Genomic DNA, 17374 nt, shown 5'->3' with positions numbered 1-17374 from the left:
CTCCGCCGGCTCGCAGGTGCGCGTCCGTAGACTCTCAGCGTGAGCACGAGTCAGCAGACGGACCCGCTGATCGGCCGTCTGGTCGACGGCCGGTACCGGGTGCGTGCTCGCATCGCGCGCGGCGGCATGGCCACCGTGTACGTCGCGACCGACCTGAGGCTGGAGCGCCGCGTCGCCCTCAAGGTGATGCACGGGCACCTCAGCGACGACACCGTGTTCCAGAGCCGGTTCATCCAGGAGGCCCGCGCGGCCGCCCGACTGGCCGATCCGAACGTCGTCAACGTGTTCGACCAGGGCCAGGACGGCGACATGGCGTACCTCGTCATGGAGTACCTGCCGGGCATCACCCTGCGCGAGCTCCTGCGCGAGCAGCGTCGGCTGACCGTCCCGCAGGCGATCTCGATCCTCGACGCGGTGCTGTCGGGCCTCGCCGCCGCGCACAAGGCCGGCATCGTGCACCGGGACGTCAAGCCCGAGAACGTCCTGCTGGCCGAGGACGGCCGCATCAAGATCGGCGACTTCGGGCTCGCTCGCGCCACGACGGCCAACACCGCCTCGGGCGCCCAGCTCCTCGGCACGATCGCGTACCTCGCCCCCGAGCTGGTCACCCGCGGCACCGCCGACGCGCGCAGCGACATCTACGCCATCGGCATCATGCTGTACGAGATGCTCACCGGCGAGCAGCCCTACAAGGGCGAGCAGCCGATGCAGATCGCCTTCCAGCACGCGACCGACTCGGTCCCCCGCCCGAGCGTGAAGAATCCGGGCGTTCCTGAGCCGCTCGACGAGCTCGTGCTGTGGGCGACCGAGAGGTCGCCCGACGATCGTCCCCTCGACGCGCGCGAGATGCTGCAGCGCCTGCGCGAGATCGAGCGGGAGCTCGGCGTCGCGCCCGTCGTCGCCCGCACCGGCCCCATCGGGATCGTGCGCGACGACGGCGCCTCGACGGGCGAGCTCACGGCGGTCCTGCCCGGCACGCCGACCGGACCCACCACCGCCATGGGCGACGTCGACAACGCCGGGCGCCTGCGCCGGGCGACCCAGCGCCGGCGCACGCGCGGCGCCTGGCTCCTGATCGCGGTGCTCTTGCTGGCGACGCTCGCCGGCGGGCTCGGCTGGTACTTCGGGTCCGGTCCCGGGTCGCTCGTGGCCGTCGCCGACGTGTCCGGCATGACGTATGAAGAGGCATCCGCCCGCCTGCAGCAGGACACGCTCGTCGCCGTGCAGCAGGGTGAGAGCAGCCTCGACGTCGCCGCCGGTCTCGTCATCCGCACCGATCCGCCGCAGGGCTCGCGCGTCGACCGCGAGGCCCAGGTCAACGTCTTCGTCTCGCTCGGCCCGGCCGAGGCGACGTTCACGTCGTTCGCGGGCATGTCCGAGACCGACGCCCGCAGTATGCTGAGCGAGCAGTCCGTCCAGACGGTCGACGAGAACTCCGAGTTCTTCACCGACGACGCTCCCGGCACGGTCGTCAACGTCTCGATTCGTCCGGCCGGAGCGCCGGAGGACGGCTCGCAGGACGTCGCCTGCTTCGAGGGATGCGTCGTGCACCAGGGCGACACCGCGCGGCTCTCGGTCTCGGTCGGACCGGTCCCGGACGTGGTGGATCAGAGCGAGGGCTCCGCGCGGAGCGCGCTCGAGGGTGTCGGGCTCGTCGTGGCCGACGAGAGTGCCACCGAGGCGAGCGACGCGATCGAGGAGGGCCGCGTGATCCGCGTCAGCGGCCCCGAAGGACGCTCGTGGCAGCCGAACGACACGGTCACCCTCGTGGTGTCGACCGGTCCCCCGCTGTTCGAGGTGCCGAACGTCGTCGGCGACAGCCGTGACGAGGCGATCGAGAAGCTCGAGGGAGCCGGGTTCCAGGTGGACTACGCGGCGTTCTTCGGCGTCGTGCCCGACGACATCACCGAGGTGACGGCATCCGATCCCGCCGCCGGTGAGTTCCGGGTCCGCGGCACGCGCGTGTACATCCAGCTCACCGTCACCGGCTGAGCCGCCGCGCACCCCCACCCGGCCGACAGCACGGATCCCGGATGCCTCGGCGAGAGGCATCCGGGATCGTCGTCGTGTCAGCGGCGCGAGATCAGCGCTTCTCGAGCTCCTCGGCCACGAGGAAGGCGAGCTCCAGGCTCTGCATGTGGTTCAGGCGCGGGTCGCACAGCGACTCGTAGCGGGTGGCGAGGGTGGCCTCGTCGATCTGCTCGGAGCCGCCCAGGCACTCGGTGACGTCGTCGCCGGTGAGCTCGACGTGGATGCCGCCCGGGAACGTGCCGACCGCGCGGTGCGCCTCGAAGAAGCCGCGGACCTCGTCGACGACGTCGTCGAAGCGACGCGTCTTGTAGCCGGTGGGGGTGGTGATGCCGTTGCCGTGCATGGGGTCGGTGACCCACAGCGGCACGGCTCCGGAGTCCTTGACGGCCTCCAGCAGCGGCGGCAGCGCATCGCGGATCTTGCCGGCGCCCATGCGCGTGATGAACGTGAGCCGGCCGGGCTCGCGTTCGGGGTCGAGCTTGTCGATGAGCGCGAGGGTCGTCTCGGGCGAGGTCGTCGGGCCGAGCTTCACGCCGATCGGGTTGCGGATCTTCGAGAAGTAGTCGACGTGAGCGCCATCGAGCTCGCGGGTGCGCTCGCCGATCCACAGGAAGTGCGCCGACGTGTTGTACGGCGTGTTCGTGCGGGAGTCGATGCGCGTCATCGGGCGCTCGTAGTCCATGAGCAGGCCCTCGTGGCCGGTGTAGAACTCGACGCGCTTGAGCTCGTCGAAGTCGGCGCCGGCAGCCTCCATGAACTTGATGGCCCGGTCGATCTCGGTCGCGAGGCGCTCGTACTGCTGGTTGGCCGGGTTCTGCGCGAAGCCCTTGTTCCACGAGTGCACCTCGCGGAGGTCGGCGAAGCCGCCGGTGGTGAAGGCGCGGATCAGGTTGATCGTCGACGCCGCCGTGTGGTACCCCTTCAGCAGCCGCTCGGGGTTGGCCTGCCGCGAGTTCTCGGTGAAGTCGTAGCCGTTGACGATGTCGCCGCGGTACGCCGGCAGGGTGACGTCGCCCCGCGTCTCGGTGTCGCTCGAGCGGGGCTTGGCGAACTGACCCGCCATGCGCCCCATCTTCACGATCGGCATGGAGGCGCCGTACGTGAGCACGACCGCCATCTGCAGCACCGTCTTGATGCGGTTGCGGATCTGCTCGGCCGTGGCGCCGGCGAAGGTCTCGGCGCAGTCGCCGCCCTGCAGCAGGAACGCGTTGCCCGATGCGGCGCGCGCGAGCCGGTCGCGCAGGTTGTCGACCTCGCCGGCGAAGACGAGCGGGGGCAGCGTGGCCAGCTCAGCGGACACCGCAGCCACCGCCTCTGCGTCGGGCCACGCGGGCTGCTGCTTGATGGGCAGGGTCCGCCAGTGGTCGAGGGCATCGAGCTGCTGAAGCATCCCTCGATTCTAGCCGCGGGGCGCGGCGCCCCGGTGCGCTGTGACGCGCTGTTCGCCGAGGCGTCAGGGCGCGGCTATCGGGCGTCGGTCCGCGTGCGCGTCGACAGCCGGTCCTTCACCGTCGAGGCGTAGACGTCCTCGTACTCCTGCTCCCCCAGCCGCTGCAGGGCCACCATGATCTCGTCGGTGATGGAGCGCAGGATGTACCGGTCGCCCTCCATCCCCTGGAAGCGCGAGAAGTCCAGCGGCTCGCCGATCACGATGCCCACGCGCACGATGCGCGGCACCGTGGTGCCGATCGGCATCATCGTGTCGGTGTCGACCATGACCACCGGCACGACGGGCACGTGCGCCTCCAGCGCCATGCGCGCGATGCCGGTGCGGCCGCGGTAGAGCTTGCCGTCGGGGCTGCGGGTGCCCTCCGGGTAGATGCCGAGCAGATCGCCGCGTCCGAGCACCTGGAGACCGGTGTTGAGGGATGCCTCGGATGCCTTGCCGCCGGACCGGTCGATGGGCAGCTGGCCGGTGCCCTTGAAGAACATGCGGGTCGCCCAGCCTTTGAGGCCCTTGCCCGTGAAGTAGTCGCTCTTGGCGAGGAACGCGACGGGCCGGTCGATCATGAGCGGCAGGAACACCGAGTCCACGAACGACAGATGGTTGCTCGCGAGGATCGCCGCACCCTCGGCGGGGACGTTCCGGCGGCCGATGATCCACGGGCGCCAGATCGCCTTGACGATCGGTCCGATCACCACGTACTTCATCAGCCAGTAGAACATCGCGCGCTCAGCCCTCCGGCGTAGCCAGGTCGGCTGCGCCGATGAGCCCGGCGTCGTTGACGAGCTGGGCGATCGCGAACTGCGCGACGGGGCGGTCGCCGTACCCCGGCAGCGACGTCTCGTAGGCGAGGCGGACCGGCGCGAGCAGGTCCTCGCCGAGCTGCGCGACGCCGCCGCCGATGACGAACAGCTCGGGGTCGAGGACGGCCTGGAACCCGCCGCACGCCTCGCCGAGAGCCGTCGCCACACGCCGCAGCGCCTCGATGGCCCCGGGGTCGCCGGCCAGCACGAGCCGGGAGACGGCCGGGCCCGAGATCGAGCCCTTCTCCGACCGCAGCCGCGCGAGGGCGTCGCCGATGCCGCCGGCGTCGGCGATGTCGTTGGCCTCGCGCTGCAGGGCGCGTCCGGACGCGTACTGCTCGAGGCATCCGCTCTGTCCGCAGCCGCACAGGATGCCGCCGCGGATGAAGCGCATGTGGCCGAGCTCCGCCGCGATGCCGTGGCCGCCGCGGAAGAGCTCGCCGTCGAGGACGATGGCCCCGCCGACGCCGGTCCCCATCGTGAGCATGACCATGTGCCCGACGTCCCGGCCGGCGCCGAACCGGTACTCGGCCCAGCCGGCCGCGTTGGCGTCGTTCTCGATGGCGACGGGCAGGCCGATGCCGGCCTCCAGCGTGGCCTTGAGCGGCTCGTTGCGCCACGCGATGTTGGGCGCGTGGATGACGGTCGCACGCCGGCGGTCGATGAAGCCGGCCGCGGCGACGCCGACGGCGGCGATGTCGTGGCCGGCGCGGAAGTGGCGAGCCATGTCGATGACGGCCTGAGCCAGTGCTGCGGTGTCGGCGGGGGTGTCGACGCGGACCTTCTCGACGATGTGCCCGTCGAGGTCGACGACGCCTCCCGCGATCTTGGTCCCGCCGATGTCGATGCCGACTTTGAGCACAGTCTCCCTCTCCGGCCGGCGCGCCCGCGACGGCGCCTTGAAGTCTATCCAGGCGGCGCTGTCCACATCCGCCGGTGAGTCGGATGTGACAGCCGATTAGACTCTGCTCAGACCCACCCGAGATTCCCGCAATCCGGTACCGAAGGAGCTGCCGTGGTCCAATTCGAAGTCCCTGCCATCGTCCCCGCCGATCCGCAGGCGAACGTCACCGACCTGCTGGTCGAGCGCGTCAAGAAGACGCCCGGCCTCGCGCTCTTCGCCGTCCCCGAGGGCGACGGCTGGCGCGATATCACCGCGTCGGAGTTCCAGAAGCAGGTCGTCGCCCTCGCGAAGGGCTTCGTCGCCGGCGGCATCGAGCCGGGTGACAAGGTCGGATTCGTCGCGCGCACCACCTATCAGTGGACGCTCGTCGACTTCGCGCTGTTCTATGCCGGCGCCGTGATGGTCCCCGTCTACGAGACGAGCTCGGCGTCGCAGATCGCCTGGATCCTCACCGACTCCGGCGCCGTGGCCATCATCACCGAGAGCCCGGAGCACACCGCCCGCTTCACCGAGGTGAAGGGGGAGCTGCCCCTCGTGCGCTCGGCGTGGGAGATGCAGGCCGGTGACCTCGACACGCTCATCGCCGAGGGCGCCTCCGTGGCCGACGACGAGATCGAGCGCCGGCGGAACATCGCCAACGGCGCCGACATCGCCACGCTCATCTACACGTCCGGCTCGACCGGGCGCCCGAAGGGCTGCGTGCTGACCCACAGCAACTTCGTCGAGCTCACGCGCAACTCGGCCAAGGCGCTGCACGAGGTCGTCGAGGTGCCCGGAGCATCGACGCTGCTGTTCATCACGACGGCGCACATCTTCGCGCGCTTCATCTCGATCCTCGACATCCACGCCGGCGTCAAGACGGGCCACCAGCCCGACACCAAGCAGCTCCTGCCCGCGCTCGGGTCGTTCAAGCCCACGTTCCTCCTCGCCGTCCCGCGCGTGTTCGAGAAGGTGTACAACTCGGCCGAGCAGAAGGCCGAGGCGGGCGGCAAGGGCAAGATCTTCCGCGCCGCCGCGCACACCGCGATCGAGCACTCGCGTCTGCAGCAGGAGGGCAAGAAGGTGCCCCTCGGCACCAAGATCAAGTTCGCGCTGTTCGACCGGCTCGTCTACAGCAAGCTGCGCACCGCGATGGGCGGCCGCGTGGTCTACGCGGTGTCGGGTTCGGCACCGCTCGGACCGCGTCTCGGTCACTTCTTCCACAGCCTCGGCGTGACGATCCTCGAGGGCTACGGCCTCACCGAGACCACGGCGCCCGCGACGGTGAACCTGGCGACGAAGTCGAAGATCGGCACGGTGGGCCCGGTGCTCCCCGGTGTCGGCATGCGGCTCGCCGACGACGGCGAGCTCGAGGTCCGCGGCATCAACGTCTTCAAGGAGTACTGGCGCAATCCCGAGGCGACCGCGGCCGCCTTCGACGGCGAGTGGTTCAAGACCGGCGACCTGGGCTCGTTCGACGACGAGGGGTTCCTCACGATCACCGGCCGCAAGAAGGAGATCATCGTCACGGCGGGCGGCAAGAACGTCGCCCCCGCCGCCCTCGAGGACCCCATCCGCGCCAACCCGATCGTGGGCCAGGTCGTGGTGGTCGGGGACCAGAAGCCGTTCATCGCGGCCCTGGTCACCCTCGACCCCGAGATGCTGCCGGCCTGGCTGGCGAACAACGGCCTGCCCGCCGACATGTCCCTCGAGGACGCCGCCAAGAACGACGCCGTCCGCGCCGAGGTGCAGCGGGCGATCGACCACGCGAACAAGTTCGTCTCGCGCGCCGAGTCCATCCGCAAGTTCACGATCCTCCCCAGCGAGTGGACCGAGGCCAGCGGACACCTCACGCCGAAGATGAGCATCAAGCGCAACGTGATCCTCGCGGACTTCGCGTCCGACATCGAGGAGCTCTACGCCGTGCCGGTCAGCACATCGAACGTGTCGCTGAGCTGATCAACGACGAAGAGAGCGGATGCCGGGGCTCCCGGCATCCGCTTTTCTTCGTTCGTCCCTGTGCCGTCTGTCGCCCACGAATCACCGCAGGTCGAAGGTCCCTGTCGAGGACTCGCCGCGAAGCGGACGATGAGTATCCCGACCCTGTGCGGGGACATCCAAGGAGCAGACATGAAGGCGCTGGTGTATCAAGGTCCGGGATCGATCGTCTGGCAGGAGAGACCTGCTCCCCGGGTTCAGAAGCCGACGGATGCGGTCGTGAAGATCGAGACGACGACGATCTGCGGAACGGATCTGCACATCCTCAAGGGGGACGTTCCCACGGTGGAATCCGGGCGCATCCTCGGCCATGAAGGCGTCGGCGTGGTGACCGAGGTCGGTGCGGCTGTGACCGAGATCGCCGTCGGGGATCGCGTCATCATCTCGTGCATCTCCGCGTGCGGAAAGTGCGGCTACTGCCTCGAGGGAATGTACTCCCACTGCCTCGCCGACGAAGGCGCATCCGGAATCGGCTGGATCCTGGGTCACCTCATCGACGGCACGCAAGCCGAGTACGTGCGGGTGCCCTTCGCCGAGACCTCACTGCACAAGGTGCCCGAAGGGGTCGCCGCCGAAGAGGCCGCGATGATCAGCGACATCCTGCCCACCGGGCATGAGATCGGCATCCGCTACGGCGCCGTCGAGCCGGGTGATGTCGTCGCGGTCATCGGCGCCGGCCCCGTCGGCCTCGCCGCGATGACGACAGCCTCGCTCTACGGGCCGAGCCGGGTCATCGCGATCGACATCGACGCCAACCGGGTCGAGCAGGCGAGGCGCTTCGGCGCGAGCGACGGCGTCGTCTCGTCGGACGAGGACTGGAAAGAGCAGGTGTTGGCTCTCACGGACGGGCTCGGCGTGGATGTCGCCGTCGAGGCTGTCGGTGTGCCGGCGACGTGGGACATGTGCCTGGCGATCGTGCGGCCGGGTGGCCACGTGGCCAACGTCGGTGTTCACGGCAAGCCCGTGAGCTTCCCGCTGGAGTCGGCGTGGATCCAGAACCTCACGATCACCACCGGACTGGTCAACACCGACACCTCGCGCATGCTCATCAAGCTGCTCGCGCAGGGACGGCTCGCTGTGGGCGGCTTCATCAGCCACCGCTTCTCGCTCGAGGACATCATGGACGCCTACGACACGTTCGGCCGTGCGGCCGAGACCAAGGCGCTCAAGGTCATCCTGACGGCCTAGCGGCTCGACCCGTCCGGCGGGATCTCGATACGGCTCGTTCCTCGCCTACTCGATCTTGACCCGGCACGCATCAACGCTCCTTCGTCGCATTGATCCGCACCGCGTCAAAACCAGTCGGACTCGCGGATCTCGCGCATGGCGACGCGACGGTGCTCGGGCGGGAGCCGGTCGATGTAGAGCGTGCCGTCGAGGTGGTCGGTCTCGTGCTGCAGCGCCTGCGCGAGCAGCCCCTCCCCCTCGATGACGACCTCGCCGCCGTCGAGGTCGATGCCGACGACCTTGGCCCACGGGTAGCGGAGGGCCTCATGCCACAGGCCCGGCACCGACAGGCAGCCCTCGCCGACGGGCTCGGGCTCGCCCGACACCTCCACGAGCACGGGGTTCAGGACGTACCCGATGTCGCCGTCGATGTTGTAGCTGAAGGCGCGGAGGCCGACGCCGATCTGGGGCGCTGCGACACCGGCGCGCCCGGGCAGCTCGACGGTGTCGACGAGGTCGCGCACGAGGGCGCGGACGCCGTCGTCGATGTCATCGATGGGGGCGCTGACGGACTTCAGGACAGGGTCGCCGAAGAGGCGGATCGGACGGACGGCCATCTGCGCTCAGGCCGCCGGCCGCAGCGAACGGAGACCCTCGACCACGATCGCGGCGAGCTCACGGGCCGCCAGGCGCGTCGCCGGCTGCAGCTCGCGGAACACGATGGCGCTGCCGGCCGCGATGTGCGGGTCGTACGGCACGCGCACCACCGCGCGCACGCGGGTGCGGAAGTGCGTCTCGAGCTCGTCGAGCTGGACGAGCGGATGCCCCGGCCGGGCGCTGTTGAGCACCACCACCGCGTTGCGCACCTTCTCGGAGTGCCCGTTGGTCTCGAGCCACGTGAGCGTCTCGGACGCCAGCCGGGCCTCGTCGACGCTGAGGCCCGCCACGATGACGAGCTGGTCGGCCAGATCGAGCGTGGCCTCCATGACGGAGTGGACGATGCCCGTGCCGGTGTCGGTGAGGACGACCGAGTAGTAGTGCGCGGCGAGGCTCGCCACGTCGCGGTAGTCGGCGTCGTTGAACGCCTCCGAGACGCGCGGGTCGGCGTCGGAGGCGACGACGTCGAGCCTGGTCTCGTCGCGGGCCACCATGTTGGAGAGGTCGTTGAAGCCCACGACCTCGCCGCGGATGCGCACCAGGTCGCGCACGGTCTTGCCGCTCTCGCGGGTGATGCGCTCGGCGAGTGTGCCGCGGTCGGGGTTGGCGTCGACGGCGATGACGCGATCGTCACGGGCGTCGGCGAGCGCCATGCCGAGCAGCGTGGTCACGGTCGTCTTGCCGACGCCGCCCTTGCGCGAGACCACCGGCACGAAGCGCGCCCCGCCGGGCAGCGGCGCGGCGATGCGGCGGTCGAGCTCCTTGCGCGCCCGCGCGCGCTTGCTGTCGCCGAGGTTGATGCGCCGGCCCGAGATCGAGTAGACGAACTGCTGCCAGGCGCCCTCGGGCTCGGGACGCACCACCTGATGCGGGTCGAGCAGTCGGTCGGCGGTGAGCAGGTCCGCGGTCTCGCGGCTCGACTCGAGCTCGCCGAGCCGCTTCGACGCGAGCGCCACGTCGGCGCGCGGGACCGAGCGTTCGACCGCGCGCTCGGCGGAGCGATCAACGACCGGCTGCGCGCCCGTGCCGTGCGTCGACCGGCGCCGGCTCGACACGGGCCCCGTCGCCGGGCTCGCGGCCGCAGCAGCGGCGGCGGTGGCGGGAACCGACGGCGCCGCCGGAGGGGTCACCGGGGCGGGCGCGGCATCCTTCGCGTCGTCGGCCGGGGTCTTCGCAGTCATGGGGTCCTCCGCGGTGTCGTCGGTCGCGATGACATCGTCTCCTGCGGCGGCATTCTCCGCCAGGGTGGCGTCAGCCGGAGCGGCCTCTGCGCCGTCGTCGTCGAGCACGAGCTCGAACTCGGCGGGGTCGAACTCCCCGTCGAAGTCGGCGTCCTCGAACTCCACGTCCTCGAAGTCCACCGGGAAGTCCTCGGCCCGGGTGTGGGAGTCGTCCGGCACCGGTGCCGGCGCCGCCTCAGGCTCGGGCTCGGGCTCGACGTGAACCTCGGGCTCTGCGACGAACACTGGACCGGGCTCGGCGACGAACACAGGCTCGGGCTCGGCGTGCGCGTCGGCCGCGGGCTCGTCCTGCACCTCGGGCTCAGGGTCGAGGTACTCCGCGGCGCGGTGCTCGTCGGCGACAGGCTCACCCTCCCCCTCGCCGTACGTCTCGGGCTCGGCGGCGGGCTCGTGCGCGACGACGGATGCCTCGTACTCCACGATGTCGGCACCCGCGACGTCGTCCGCGGGAGCCCCCGAACCGAAGCCCTCGCCCTCCACGGTCCACTCCTCGAGATCGGCGGTGTCGTCCACGATCTCGGCCTCGGTGGTGTGCGTGCCGGGCTCCTCGACCGCGACCGGCATGATGACCGGCAGGTCCGCGTCGGCGGGGATCTCGATGACGAAGGGGACCTCGCCGTCGATCACCGCGTCGTCGTCGAGGTCGTCCTCGGACTCCGTCGGCAGCTCGACGTTGACCTGTGCCGTCCCACCGCCGAGGATTCCGAGGCCTGTGGTGTCGAGGCTCCCCGTGTCGGAGAGCACGCCGTTCTCAGGCTCGTCGTGCGTGTGGTCGTTGCGGTCGGGCGTCACTGGGCGGTACTCCTGGGCAGGGCGGAACGGCGCATACGGGCATATGCCGCCTTCCAGGCTACTGCGAGGGGCGGATCACGACCAAAAGGTCGCCGGCATCGACCTGCGTCGTCTCGGCGATCGCGAGGCGCTCGATGACCCCGTCGATGGGTGCGGTGATGGCCGCCTCCATCTTCATCGCCTCGATCGACGCGACCGGCTGACCCGCCGAGACCTTGTCGCCGACGCCCGTCTTGAGGGTGACGACGCCAGAGAACGGCGCGGCGACCTGCCCCGGCTTCGACGTGTCGGCCCTCTCCGCCTGGCGCGTCTCGACCTTGATGCTGCGATCGCGGACGAAGACCGGCCGCAGCTGGCCGTTGAGCGTCGTCATGACGGTGCGGATGCCCTTGTCGTCGGCTTCACCGATCGCCTCGAGTCCGACGTACAGCTGGACGCCCGGGTCGATCTCGGCGACGTGCTCCTCGCCCGGCTTGAGCCCGTAGAGGTAGTCGGGGGTGCCGAGCGCGGTGAGGTCGCCGTAGGTCTCGCGGTTCTTCTCGAACTCGCGGGCAGGGCCGGGGAACAGCAGCCGGTTGAGGGTGCGCCGGCGGCTCACCGCGTCTCCGGCCAGGCCGTCGCGCTCCTCGTCGGTCAGCGGCGGCACGTCGATCGAGATCGTGCGCCCCTCGAGCACCTTCGTGCGGAAGGGCTCGGGCCAGCCGCCCGGCAGGTCGCCCAGCTCGCCCGCCATGAAGCCGACGACGGAGTCCGGGATGTCGTAGCCCTGGGGGTTCGCCTCGAAGTCCGCGGGGTCCGCGCGCACCGCGACGAGGGCGAGCGCGAGGTCGCCGACGACCTTCGACGACGGCGTCACCTTCGGGATGCGCCCGAGGATGCGGTCGGCCGCGGCGTACATGTCCTCGATGAGCTCGAAGTCGTCGGCCAGCCCCAGCGCGATCGCCTGCTGGCGCAGGTTGGAGAGCTGACCGCCGGGGATCTCGTGGTGGTACACGCGGCCCGTCGGCGCGGGAAGGCCCGACTCGAACGGCCGGTAGAGCTGCCGGACGGCCTCCCAGTACGGCTCCAGGTCGCTGACGGCCTGGAGGTCGAGCCCGGTGTCGCGGTCGGTGTGCGCGAGCGCCGCGACGAGGGCCGAGAGCGACGGCTGGCTCGTGGTTCCCGACATGGGCGCAGCCGCGGCATCCACCGCATCCACTCCCGCGGCACTCGCCGCCAGCAGCGTCGCGAGCTGGCCGCCCGCGGTGTCGTGGGTGTGCAGGTGCACCGGCAGGTCGAAGTTCTCGCGCAGCGCGCTGACGAGCGTCGCCGCCGCTGCCGGCCGGACGAGCCCGGCCATGTCCTTGATGGCGAGGATGTGCGCCCCCGACTGCACGATCTGCTCGGCCAGGCGCAGGTAGTAGTCGAGCGTGTACAGCTTCTCCGACGGGTCGAGCAGGTCGGCGGTGTAGCACAGGGCGACTTCGGCCAGCGCGGTGCCGGTCGAGCGCACCGCGTCGATGGCGGGCCGCATCTGCGACACGTCGTTGAGCGCGTCGAAGATGCGGAAGATGTCGACCCCCGTGGCCGCGGCTTCGCGCACGAAGGCGTCCGTCACCTCGACCGGCCGAGGGGTGTAGCCCACCGTGTTCCTGCCCCGCAGCAGCATCTGGATCGGGATGTTGGGCATCGCGGTGCGCAGGGCCTCCAGGCGCTCCCACGGGTCCTCCGCGAGGAAGCGCAGCGCGACGTCGTAGGTCGCCCCGCCCCACGCCTCGACCGACAGCAGCTGCGGCGTCATGCGCGAGACGTGCGGCCCGACGCGCACGAGGTCGCGCGTGCGCACGCGGGTGGCCAGCAGCGACTGGTGCGCGTCGCGGAAAGTGGTCTCGGTGACCGCGAGGCTGCGCTGCTCGCGCAGCGCCTTCGCGAAGCCCTCCGGCCCGAGCTCGCGCAGGCGGTCGAGCGTGCCTGCGGGCGGGGCCGAGGCGAGGTCGATCTCGGGCAGCTTGCTGCCCGGCGACACCGACAGCGGCTTCTCGCCGTACGGGCGGTTGACCGTGACGTCGCCCAGCCAGTTCAGCAGCTTCGTCGCACGGTCGCGCGACGGGTTGCTCGTCAGCAGCGTGGGCCGTTCGTCGATGAAGGAGGTGCTGACGTCGCCCGCGACGAACGCCGGGTCGTCGAGCACCGCGCGGAGGAACGGGATGTTGGTCGCGACGCCGCGGATGCGGAACTCCGCCAGCGCCCGGCGCGCGCGCGCGACGGCGGCGGGGAAGTCCCGTGCCCGGCAGGTGAGCTTCGCGAGCATCGAGTCGAAGTGCGGGCTGATCTGCGAGCCGGCGGCCGTGGTGCCGCCGTCGAGGCGGATTCCGGCGCCGCCGGGCGAGCGGTACGTGGTGATGCGCCCGGTGTCGGGGCGGAAGCCCTGCGCCGGGTCCTCCGTGGTGATGCGGCACTGCAGTGCCGCGCCGCGCAGCTGGATGCGGTCCTGGGTCAGGCCGAGGTCGGCGAGGGTCTCCCCCGCCGCGATGCGGATCTGCGACTGCACGAGGTCGACGTCCGTCACCTCTTCGGTGACGGTGTGCTCCACCTGGATGCGCGGGTTCATCTCGATGAAGACGACCTCGCCGGTGCGCGGGCCGGCCGTCTCGAGCAGGAACTCGACGGTGCCGGCGTTCTCGTAGCCGATGGAGCGCGCGAACGCCACCGCGTACCCGTGGAGCGCGTCGCGCACAGCGGGGTCGAGGTTCGGCGCGGGCGCGATCTCGATCACCTTCTGGTGACGGCGCTGCACCGAGCAGTCGCGCTCGAAGAGATGGACGGTCTCGCCCGTGCCGTCGGCGAGCACCTGCACCTCCACGTGCCGCGGCCGCTGCACCGCCTGCTCGAGGAAGACGCGGGCGTCGCCGAACGCGCTGCCCGCCTCGCGCATGGCCTCGGCGAGGGCGGGTGCGAGCTCTTCGGGCCGCTCGACGCGGCGCATGCCGCGCCCGCCGCCTCCGGCCACAGCCTTGACGAAGATGGGGAATCCGATGTCGTCGGCCTGGCCGAGCAGCTCGTCGACGTCGTCGGATGCCTCGGTCGAGCGCAGCACCGGCACGCCGGCGGCGATGGCGTGCTGCTTCGCGGTGACCTTGTTGCCCGCCATCTCCAGCACGTGGGACGGGGGTCCGATGAAGGCGATCCCGTTCGCGGCGGCCTTCTCGGCGAGCTCGGGGTTCTCCGAGAGGAAGCCGTAGCCCGGGTAGATGGCGTCGGCGCCGGCCTCCTTGGCGACCCGCACGATCTCGTCCACGTCGAGATAGGCGCGGACGGGATGCCCCTTCTCGCCGATCTCGTACGATTCGTCGGCCTTCTGGCGGTGCAGAGACCCGCGATCCTCGAAGGGGAACACCGCGACGGTGCGGGCTCCGAGCTCGTAGGCGGCGCGGAATGCGCGGATGGCGATCTCGCCTCGGTTCGCGACCAGGATCTTGCGGAACATTCGACCTCCGTGTGCGGCGACGCAGGCGGGCCCCTGAATAATCAGGCTGAGTGTGCTCTCAGCCTAGGGGACGGTAACGTGGTGCCTTGTGCACGTCCTATCCGTCAGCTCGCTCAAGGGTGGGGTCGGCAAGACGACCGTGACTCTCGGACTCGCGTCGGCGGCTTTCGCCCGCGGGGTCCGCACGCTCGTCGTCGACCTCGACCCGCAGTCCGACGTCTCGACGGGCATGGACATCCAGGTCGCCGGGCGCCTCAACGTCGCCGACGTCCTCGGCAATCCCAAAGAGAAGACGGTCCGCCAGGCCATCACCTCCAGCGGCTGGGCCAAGGTGCATCCCGGCACGATCGACGTGCTGATCGGCAGCCCGTCCGCGATCAACTTCGACGGCCCGCACCCGAGCGTGCGCGACGTCTGGAAGCTCGAAGAGGCCCTGGCGACCATCGAGGCCGACTACGACCTCGTGCTGATCGACTGCGCCCCGTCACTCAACGCGCTGACGCGCACGGCCTGGGCGGCCTCCGACCGCGTGATCGTCGTCACCGAGCCGGGTCTGTTCTCTGTGGCCGCCGCCGACCGCGCCCTGCGCGCCATCGAGGAGATCCGCCGCGGCCTCTCCCCCCGTCTGCAGCCGCTGGGCATCGTGGTCAACCGCGTGCGTCCGCAGTCCATCGAGCACCAGTTCCGCATCAAGGAGCTGCGCGACATGTTCGGCCCGCTGGTGCTCTCGCCGCAGCTGCCCGAGCGCACGTCGCTGCAGCAGGCGCAGGGCGCCGCGAAGCCCCTGCACATCTGGCCGGGCGATTCCGCGCAGGAGCTTGCGGCGGACTTCGACTCGCTGCTCGACCGCGTCATGCGCACCGGCCGCATCCCGGTCCCCGAGGACACCCGCTCCTGACCCTCCCGGGGACGGATGCCGCGGCCCGCGGCATCCGTATGCTGATCAGTCTGCTCAGCAGATGATCAGTCTGCACGCTTTGTGCACGCCGCGCTGAACACGATTTGCCTTTCGCGGCGAACTCGCTGACCATATCGCCATGGCACCGATGACGTTGCACCCCGACAGCCTTGCCGTGCACGCAGGCCGCGAAGACCTCGCGAGCCTCGGCGTCCACGCCCTCCCCCTCGACCTCTCGTCGACGAACCCGCTTCCCGGCATCGAGCTCGGCGGCATGTCGTACGAGGTGCTCGCGACCGGCGGGCATCCGTTCGAGGGCGGGTCCCACGTCTATGCCCGGCTGTGGAACCCGACGGTCGCCCGGTTCGAGGAGGCGCTCGCACGACTCGAGCACGCCGAGGAGGCCGTGGCGTTCTCGTCGGGGATGGCGGCCGTCACCGCGGTGATCCTCGCGTTGGCGCACGAGTCGAAGCGCCGGCACATCGTCGCCGTCCGCCCGCTCTACGGCGGCACCGACCACCTGCTGGCGTCGGGCCTGCTCGACGTCGAGACGACGTACTGCGCTCCGGATGCCGTCGCCTCCGCCGTCCGCCGCGACACCGCGCTCGTCGTGCTCGAGACGCCGGCGAACCCGACGCTGGACCTCGTCGACATCGCCGCCGTCGTGGCCGCGGCGGGCTCGGTGCCGGTGCTCGTCGACAACACGTTCGCGACGCCGGTGCTGCAGCGGCCGCTCGACCTCGGCGCATCGCTCTCGCTGCACAGCGCGACGAAGTACCTCGGCGGGCACGGCGACGTGGTGGGCGGCGTGGTCGCCTGCGACGCGCGGACGGCCGCAGCGCTTCGCCGCACCCGCGCCATCACCGGCGCGATCATGCATCCCCTCGCGGCCTACCTCCTGCACCGGGGACTCGCGACGCTGCCGGTGCGGATGCGCGCGCAGCAGGCGGGTGCCCGCACGGTGGCGGAGTGGCTGACGACGCGCCCCGAGGTCTCGCGCGTGCACTTCCCCGGGTTCTCTTCCAGCGACCCGCTCGGGCTGGTCGGGACGCAGCAGGACGGCCCGGGCGCGATGATCGCGATCGAACTGGCCGAGGGCTTCGATGCGGCAGCCGCGCTCACGGCATCCGTCCGCCTGTTCACCCACGCGGTGTCGCTCGGCAGCGTGGACTCGCTCATCCAGCACCCCGCGGCGCTCACCCACCGCCCCGTCGCGTCGGAGGCCAAGCCCTCGGATGCGCTCGTGCGGCTCTCGATCGGACTGGAGGACCCCGCCGACCTCATCGCCGATCTCGCTCAGGCGCTCACCGTCGGCGCATCGGCGACCGCCGGCGTCGAAGCGGTGCGCGGCTGAGCCGGGCCGTCGCGCGTCAGGCGGTGCGGGCGGCGCGGCGCACCGCGAGCTCGTCCATGGCGTCGGGCTTCTCGACCTCGAACTCGACGAGCTCGGACTCGACCTCGCGCAGCACCTTGCCGACGGCGATGCCGAAGACGCCCTGGCCCCGGCTGACGAGGTCGATGACCTCGTCGTTGGACGTGCACAGGTAGACGGACGCGCCGTCGCTCATGAGGGTCGTGCCGGCGAGATCGCGGATGCCGGCGGCACGGAGCTGGTCGACGGCGGTGCGGATCTGCTGGAGCGAGATCCCGGTGTCGAGCAGACGCTTGACGAGCTTGAGCACGAGGATGTCGCGGAAGCCGTACAGACGCTGCGACCCGGAGCCGCTCGCGCCGCGCACGGTCGGCTCGACCAGTTCGGTGCGGGCCCAGTAGTCGAGCTGACGGTACGTGATGCCGGCGGCGCGGGCTGCGACCGCCCCGCGGTACCCGACCTCGTCGTCCATCGCGGGCAGGCCGTCCGTGAAGAGGAGGTCTGCACCGAAACGCTCGCCTTCAGCAGCATCTCCGGTCATGCTCGTTCCCCCCTCCGGATCGAATACCTCAACGCTAGATCAGCCTCCCCCTCGCGGCAACGACATCCGCTGTTCGGAGGT

General features: G+C 70.8%; 12 protein-coding genes. 5 read left to right on the top strand and 7 right to left on the bottom strand.

Annotation, left to right across the window (positions count from 1 at the left end):
* Nucleotides 1–39: 39 nt before the first annotated feature.
* Complete coding sequence (pknB, locus tag V6R91_RS26975; RefSeq protein ID WP_336397778.1) at nt 40–1992, top strand: Stk1 family PASTA domain-containing Ser/Thr kinase; 1953 nt, start codon at nt 40–42, stop codon at nt 1990–1992.
* 91 nt (nt 1993–2083) lie between these two features.
* Here the strand turns inward: pknB and V6R91_RS26970 are convergent, their stop codons facing one another.
* From V6R91_RS26970 to V6R91_RS26960, 3 genes are all read right to left on the bottom strand, one after another.
* A complete protein-coding gene (locus tag V6R91_RS26970; protein WP_336397777.1) occupies nt 2084–3421 on the bottom strand; it encodes a class II 3-deoxy-7-phosphoheptulonate synthase in 1338 nt (445 codons plus the stop codon).
* A gap of 74 nt (nt 3422–3495) precedes the next feature.
* Nucleotides 3496–4197: a lysophospholipid acyltransferase family protein gene (locus tag V6R91_RS26965; RefSeq protein WP_336397776.1), complete on the bottom strand. Its 702-nt coding sequence runs from the start codon at nt 4195–4197 to the stop codon at nt 3496–3498.
* Nucleotides 4198–4204: 7 nt separating this feature from the next.
* On the bottom strand, nt 4205–5140 hold the full coding sequence (locus V6R91_RS26960; RefSeq protein WP_336397775.1) for an ROK family glucokinase: 936 nt from the start codon (nt 5138–5140) through the stop codon (nt 4205–4207).
* Between the two features lie 153 nt (nt 5141–5293).
* Between V6R91_RS26960 and V6R91_RS26955 the strand changes: the two genes are divergently transcribed.
* Together V6R91_RS26955 and V6R91_RS26950 are read left to right on the top strand one after the other, a co-directional pair.
* The gene (locus tag V6R91_RS26955; RefSeq protein WP_336397774.1) at nt 5294–7120 is read left to right on the top strand and encodes an AMP-dependent synthetase/ligase; all 1827 of its coding nucleotides are present in this window, start codon (nt 5294–5296) and stop codon (nt 7118–7120) included.
* Between the two features lie 171 nt (nt 7121–7291).
* Nucleotides 7292–8347 (top strand): zinc-dependent alcohol dehydrogenase family protein, encoded by a 1056-nt coding sequence (locus tag V6R91_RS26950; protein WP_336397773.1) that lies wholly within the window; start codon nt 7292–7294, stop codon nt 8345–8347.
* A gap of 104 nt (nt 8348–8451) precedes the next feature.
* On the opposite strand, the gene V6R91_RS26945 is transcribed toward V6R91_RS26950, so the two are convergent.
* Genes V6R91_RS26945 through V6R91_RS26935 form a run of 3 tightly spaced genes read right to left on the bottom strand, consistent with a single transcriptional unit; the run spans nt 8452 to nt 14482 of the window.
* Entirely contained in the window at nt 8452–8943 is a 492-nt protein-coding gene (locus tag V6R91_RS26945; RefSeq protein WP_336397772.1) for a peptide deformylase, read from the bottom strand.
* Between the two features lie 6 nt (nt 8944–8949).
* Entirely contained in the window at nt 8950–11016 is a 2067-nt protein-coding gene (locus V6R91_RS26940; protein WP_336397771.1) for a MinD/ParA family ATP-binding protein, read from the bottom strand.
* 58 nt (nt 11017–11074) lie between these two features.
* Nucleotides 11075–14482: a pyruvate carboxylase gene (locus V6R91_RS26935; protein ID WP_336397770.1), complete on the bottom strand. Its 3408-nt coding sequence runs from the start codon at nt 14480–14482 to the stop codon at nt 11075–11077.
* A gap of 88 nt (nt 14483–14570) precedes the next feature.
* Between V6R91_RS26935 and V6R91_RS26930 the strand changes: the two genes are divergently transcribed.
* Entirely contained in the window at nt 14571–15380 is an 810-nt protein-coding gene (locus V6R91_RS26930; RefSeq protein WP_336397769.1) for a ParA family protein, read from the top strand.
* A gap of 139 nt (nt 15381–15519) precedes the next feature.
* A complete protein-coding gene (locus V6R91_RS26925; protein WP_442928183.1) occupies nt 15520–16734 on the top strand; it encodes a trans-sulfuration enzyme family protein in 1215 nt (404 codons plus the stop codon).
* A 16-nt stretch (nt 16735–16750) separates the two neighbouring features.
* Here V6R91_RS26925 and V6R91_RS26920 read toward each other — a convergent pair whose 3' ends face one another.
* Complete coding sequence (locus V6R91_RS26920) at nt 16751–17293, bottom strand: MerR family transcriptional regulator (RefSeq protein WP_336397768.1); 543 nt, start codon at nt 17291–17293, stop codon at nt 16751–16753.
* Between the last annotated feature and the right edge of the window lie 81 nt (nt 17294–17374).

Source organism: Microbacterium sp. CCNWLW41 (assembly GCF_037083505.1).
This window is presented reverse-complemented; position numbering and strand designations above follow the sequence as displayed.

Coding starts and splice junctions, on each gene's coding strand:
- V6R91_RS26970 (WP_336397777.1), bottom strand. CDS start 3,421: ATGCTTCAGCAGCTCGATGCCCTCGACCACTGGCGGACCCTGCCCATC.
- V6R91_RS26965 (WP_336397776.1), bottom strand. CDS start 4,197: ATGTTCTACTGGCTGATGAAGTACGTGGTGATCGGACCGATCGTCAAG.
- V6R91_RS26950 (WP_336397773.1), top strand. CDS start 7,292: ATGAAGGCGCTGGTGTATCAAGGTCCGGGATCGATCGTCTGGCAGGAG.
- V6R91_RS26945 (WP_336397772.1), bottom strand. CDS start 8,943: ATGGCCGTCCGTCCGATCCGCCTCTTCGGCGACCCTGTCCTGAAGTCC.
- V6R91_RS26935 (WP_336397770.1), bottom strand. CDS start 14,482: ATGTTCCGCAAGATCCTGGTCGCGAACCGAGGCGAGATCGCCATCCGC.
- V6R91_RS26925 (WP_442928183.1), top strand. CDS start 15,520: ATGGCACCGATGACGTTGCACCCCGACAGCCTTGCCGTGCACGCAGGC.
- V6R91_RS26920 (WP_336397768.1), bottom strand. CDS start 17,293: ATGACCGGAGATGCTGCTGAAGGCGAGCGTTTCGGTGCAGACCTCCTC.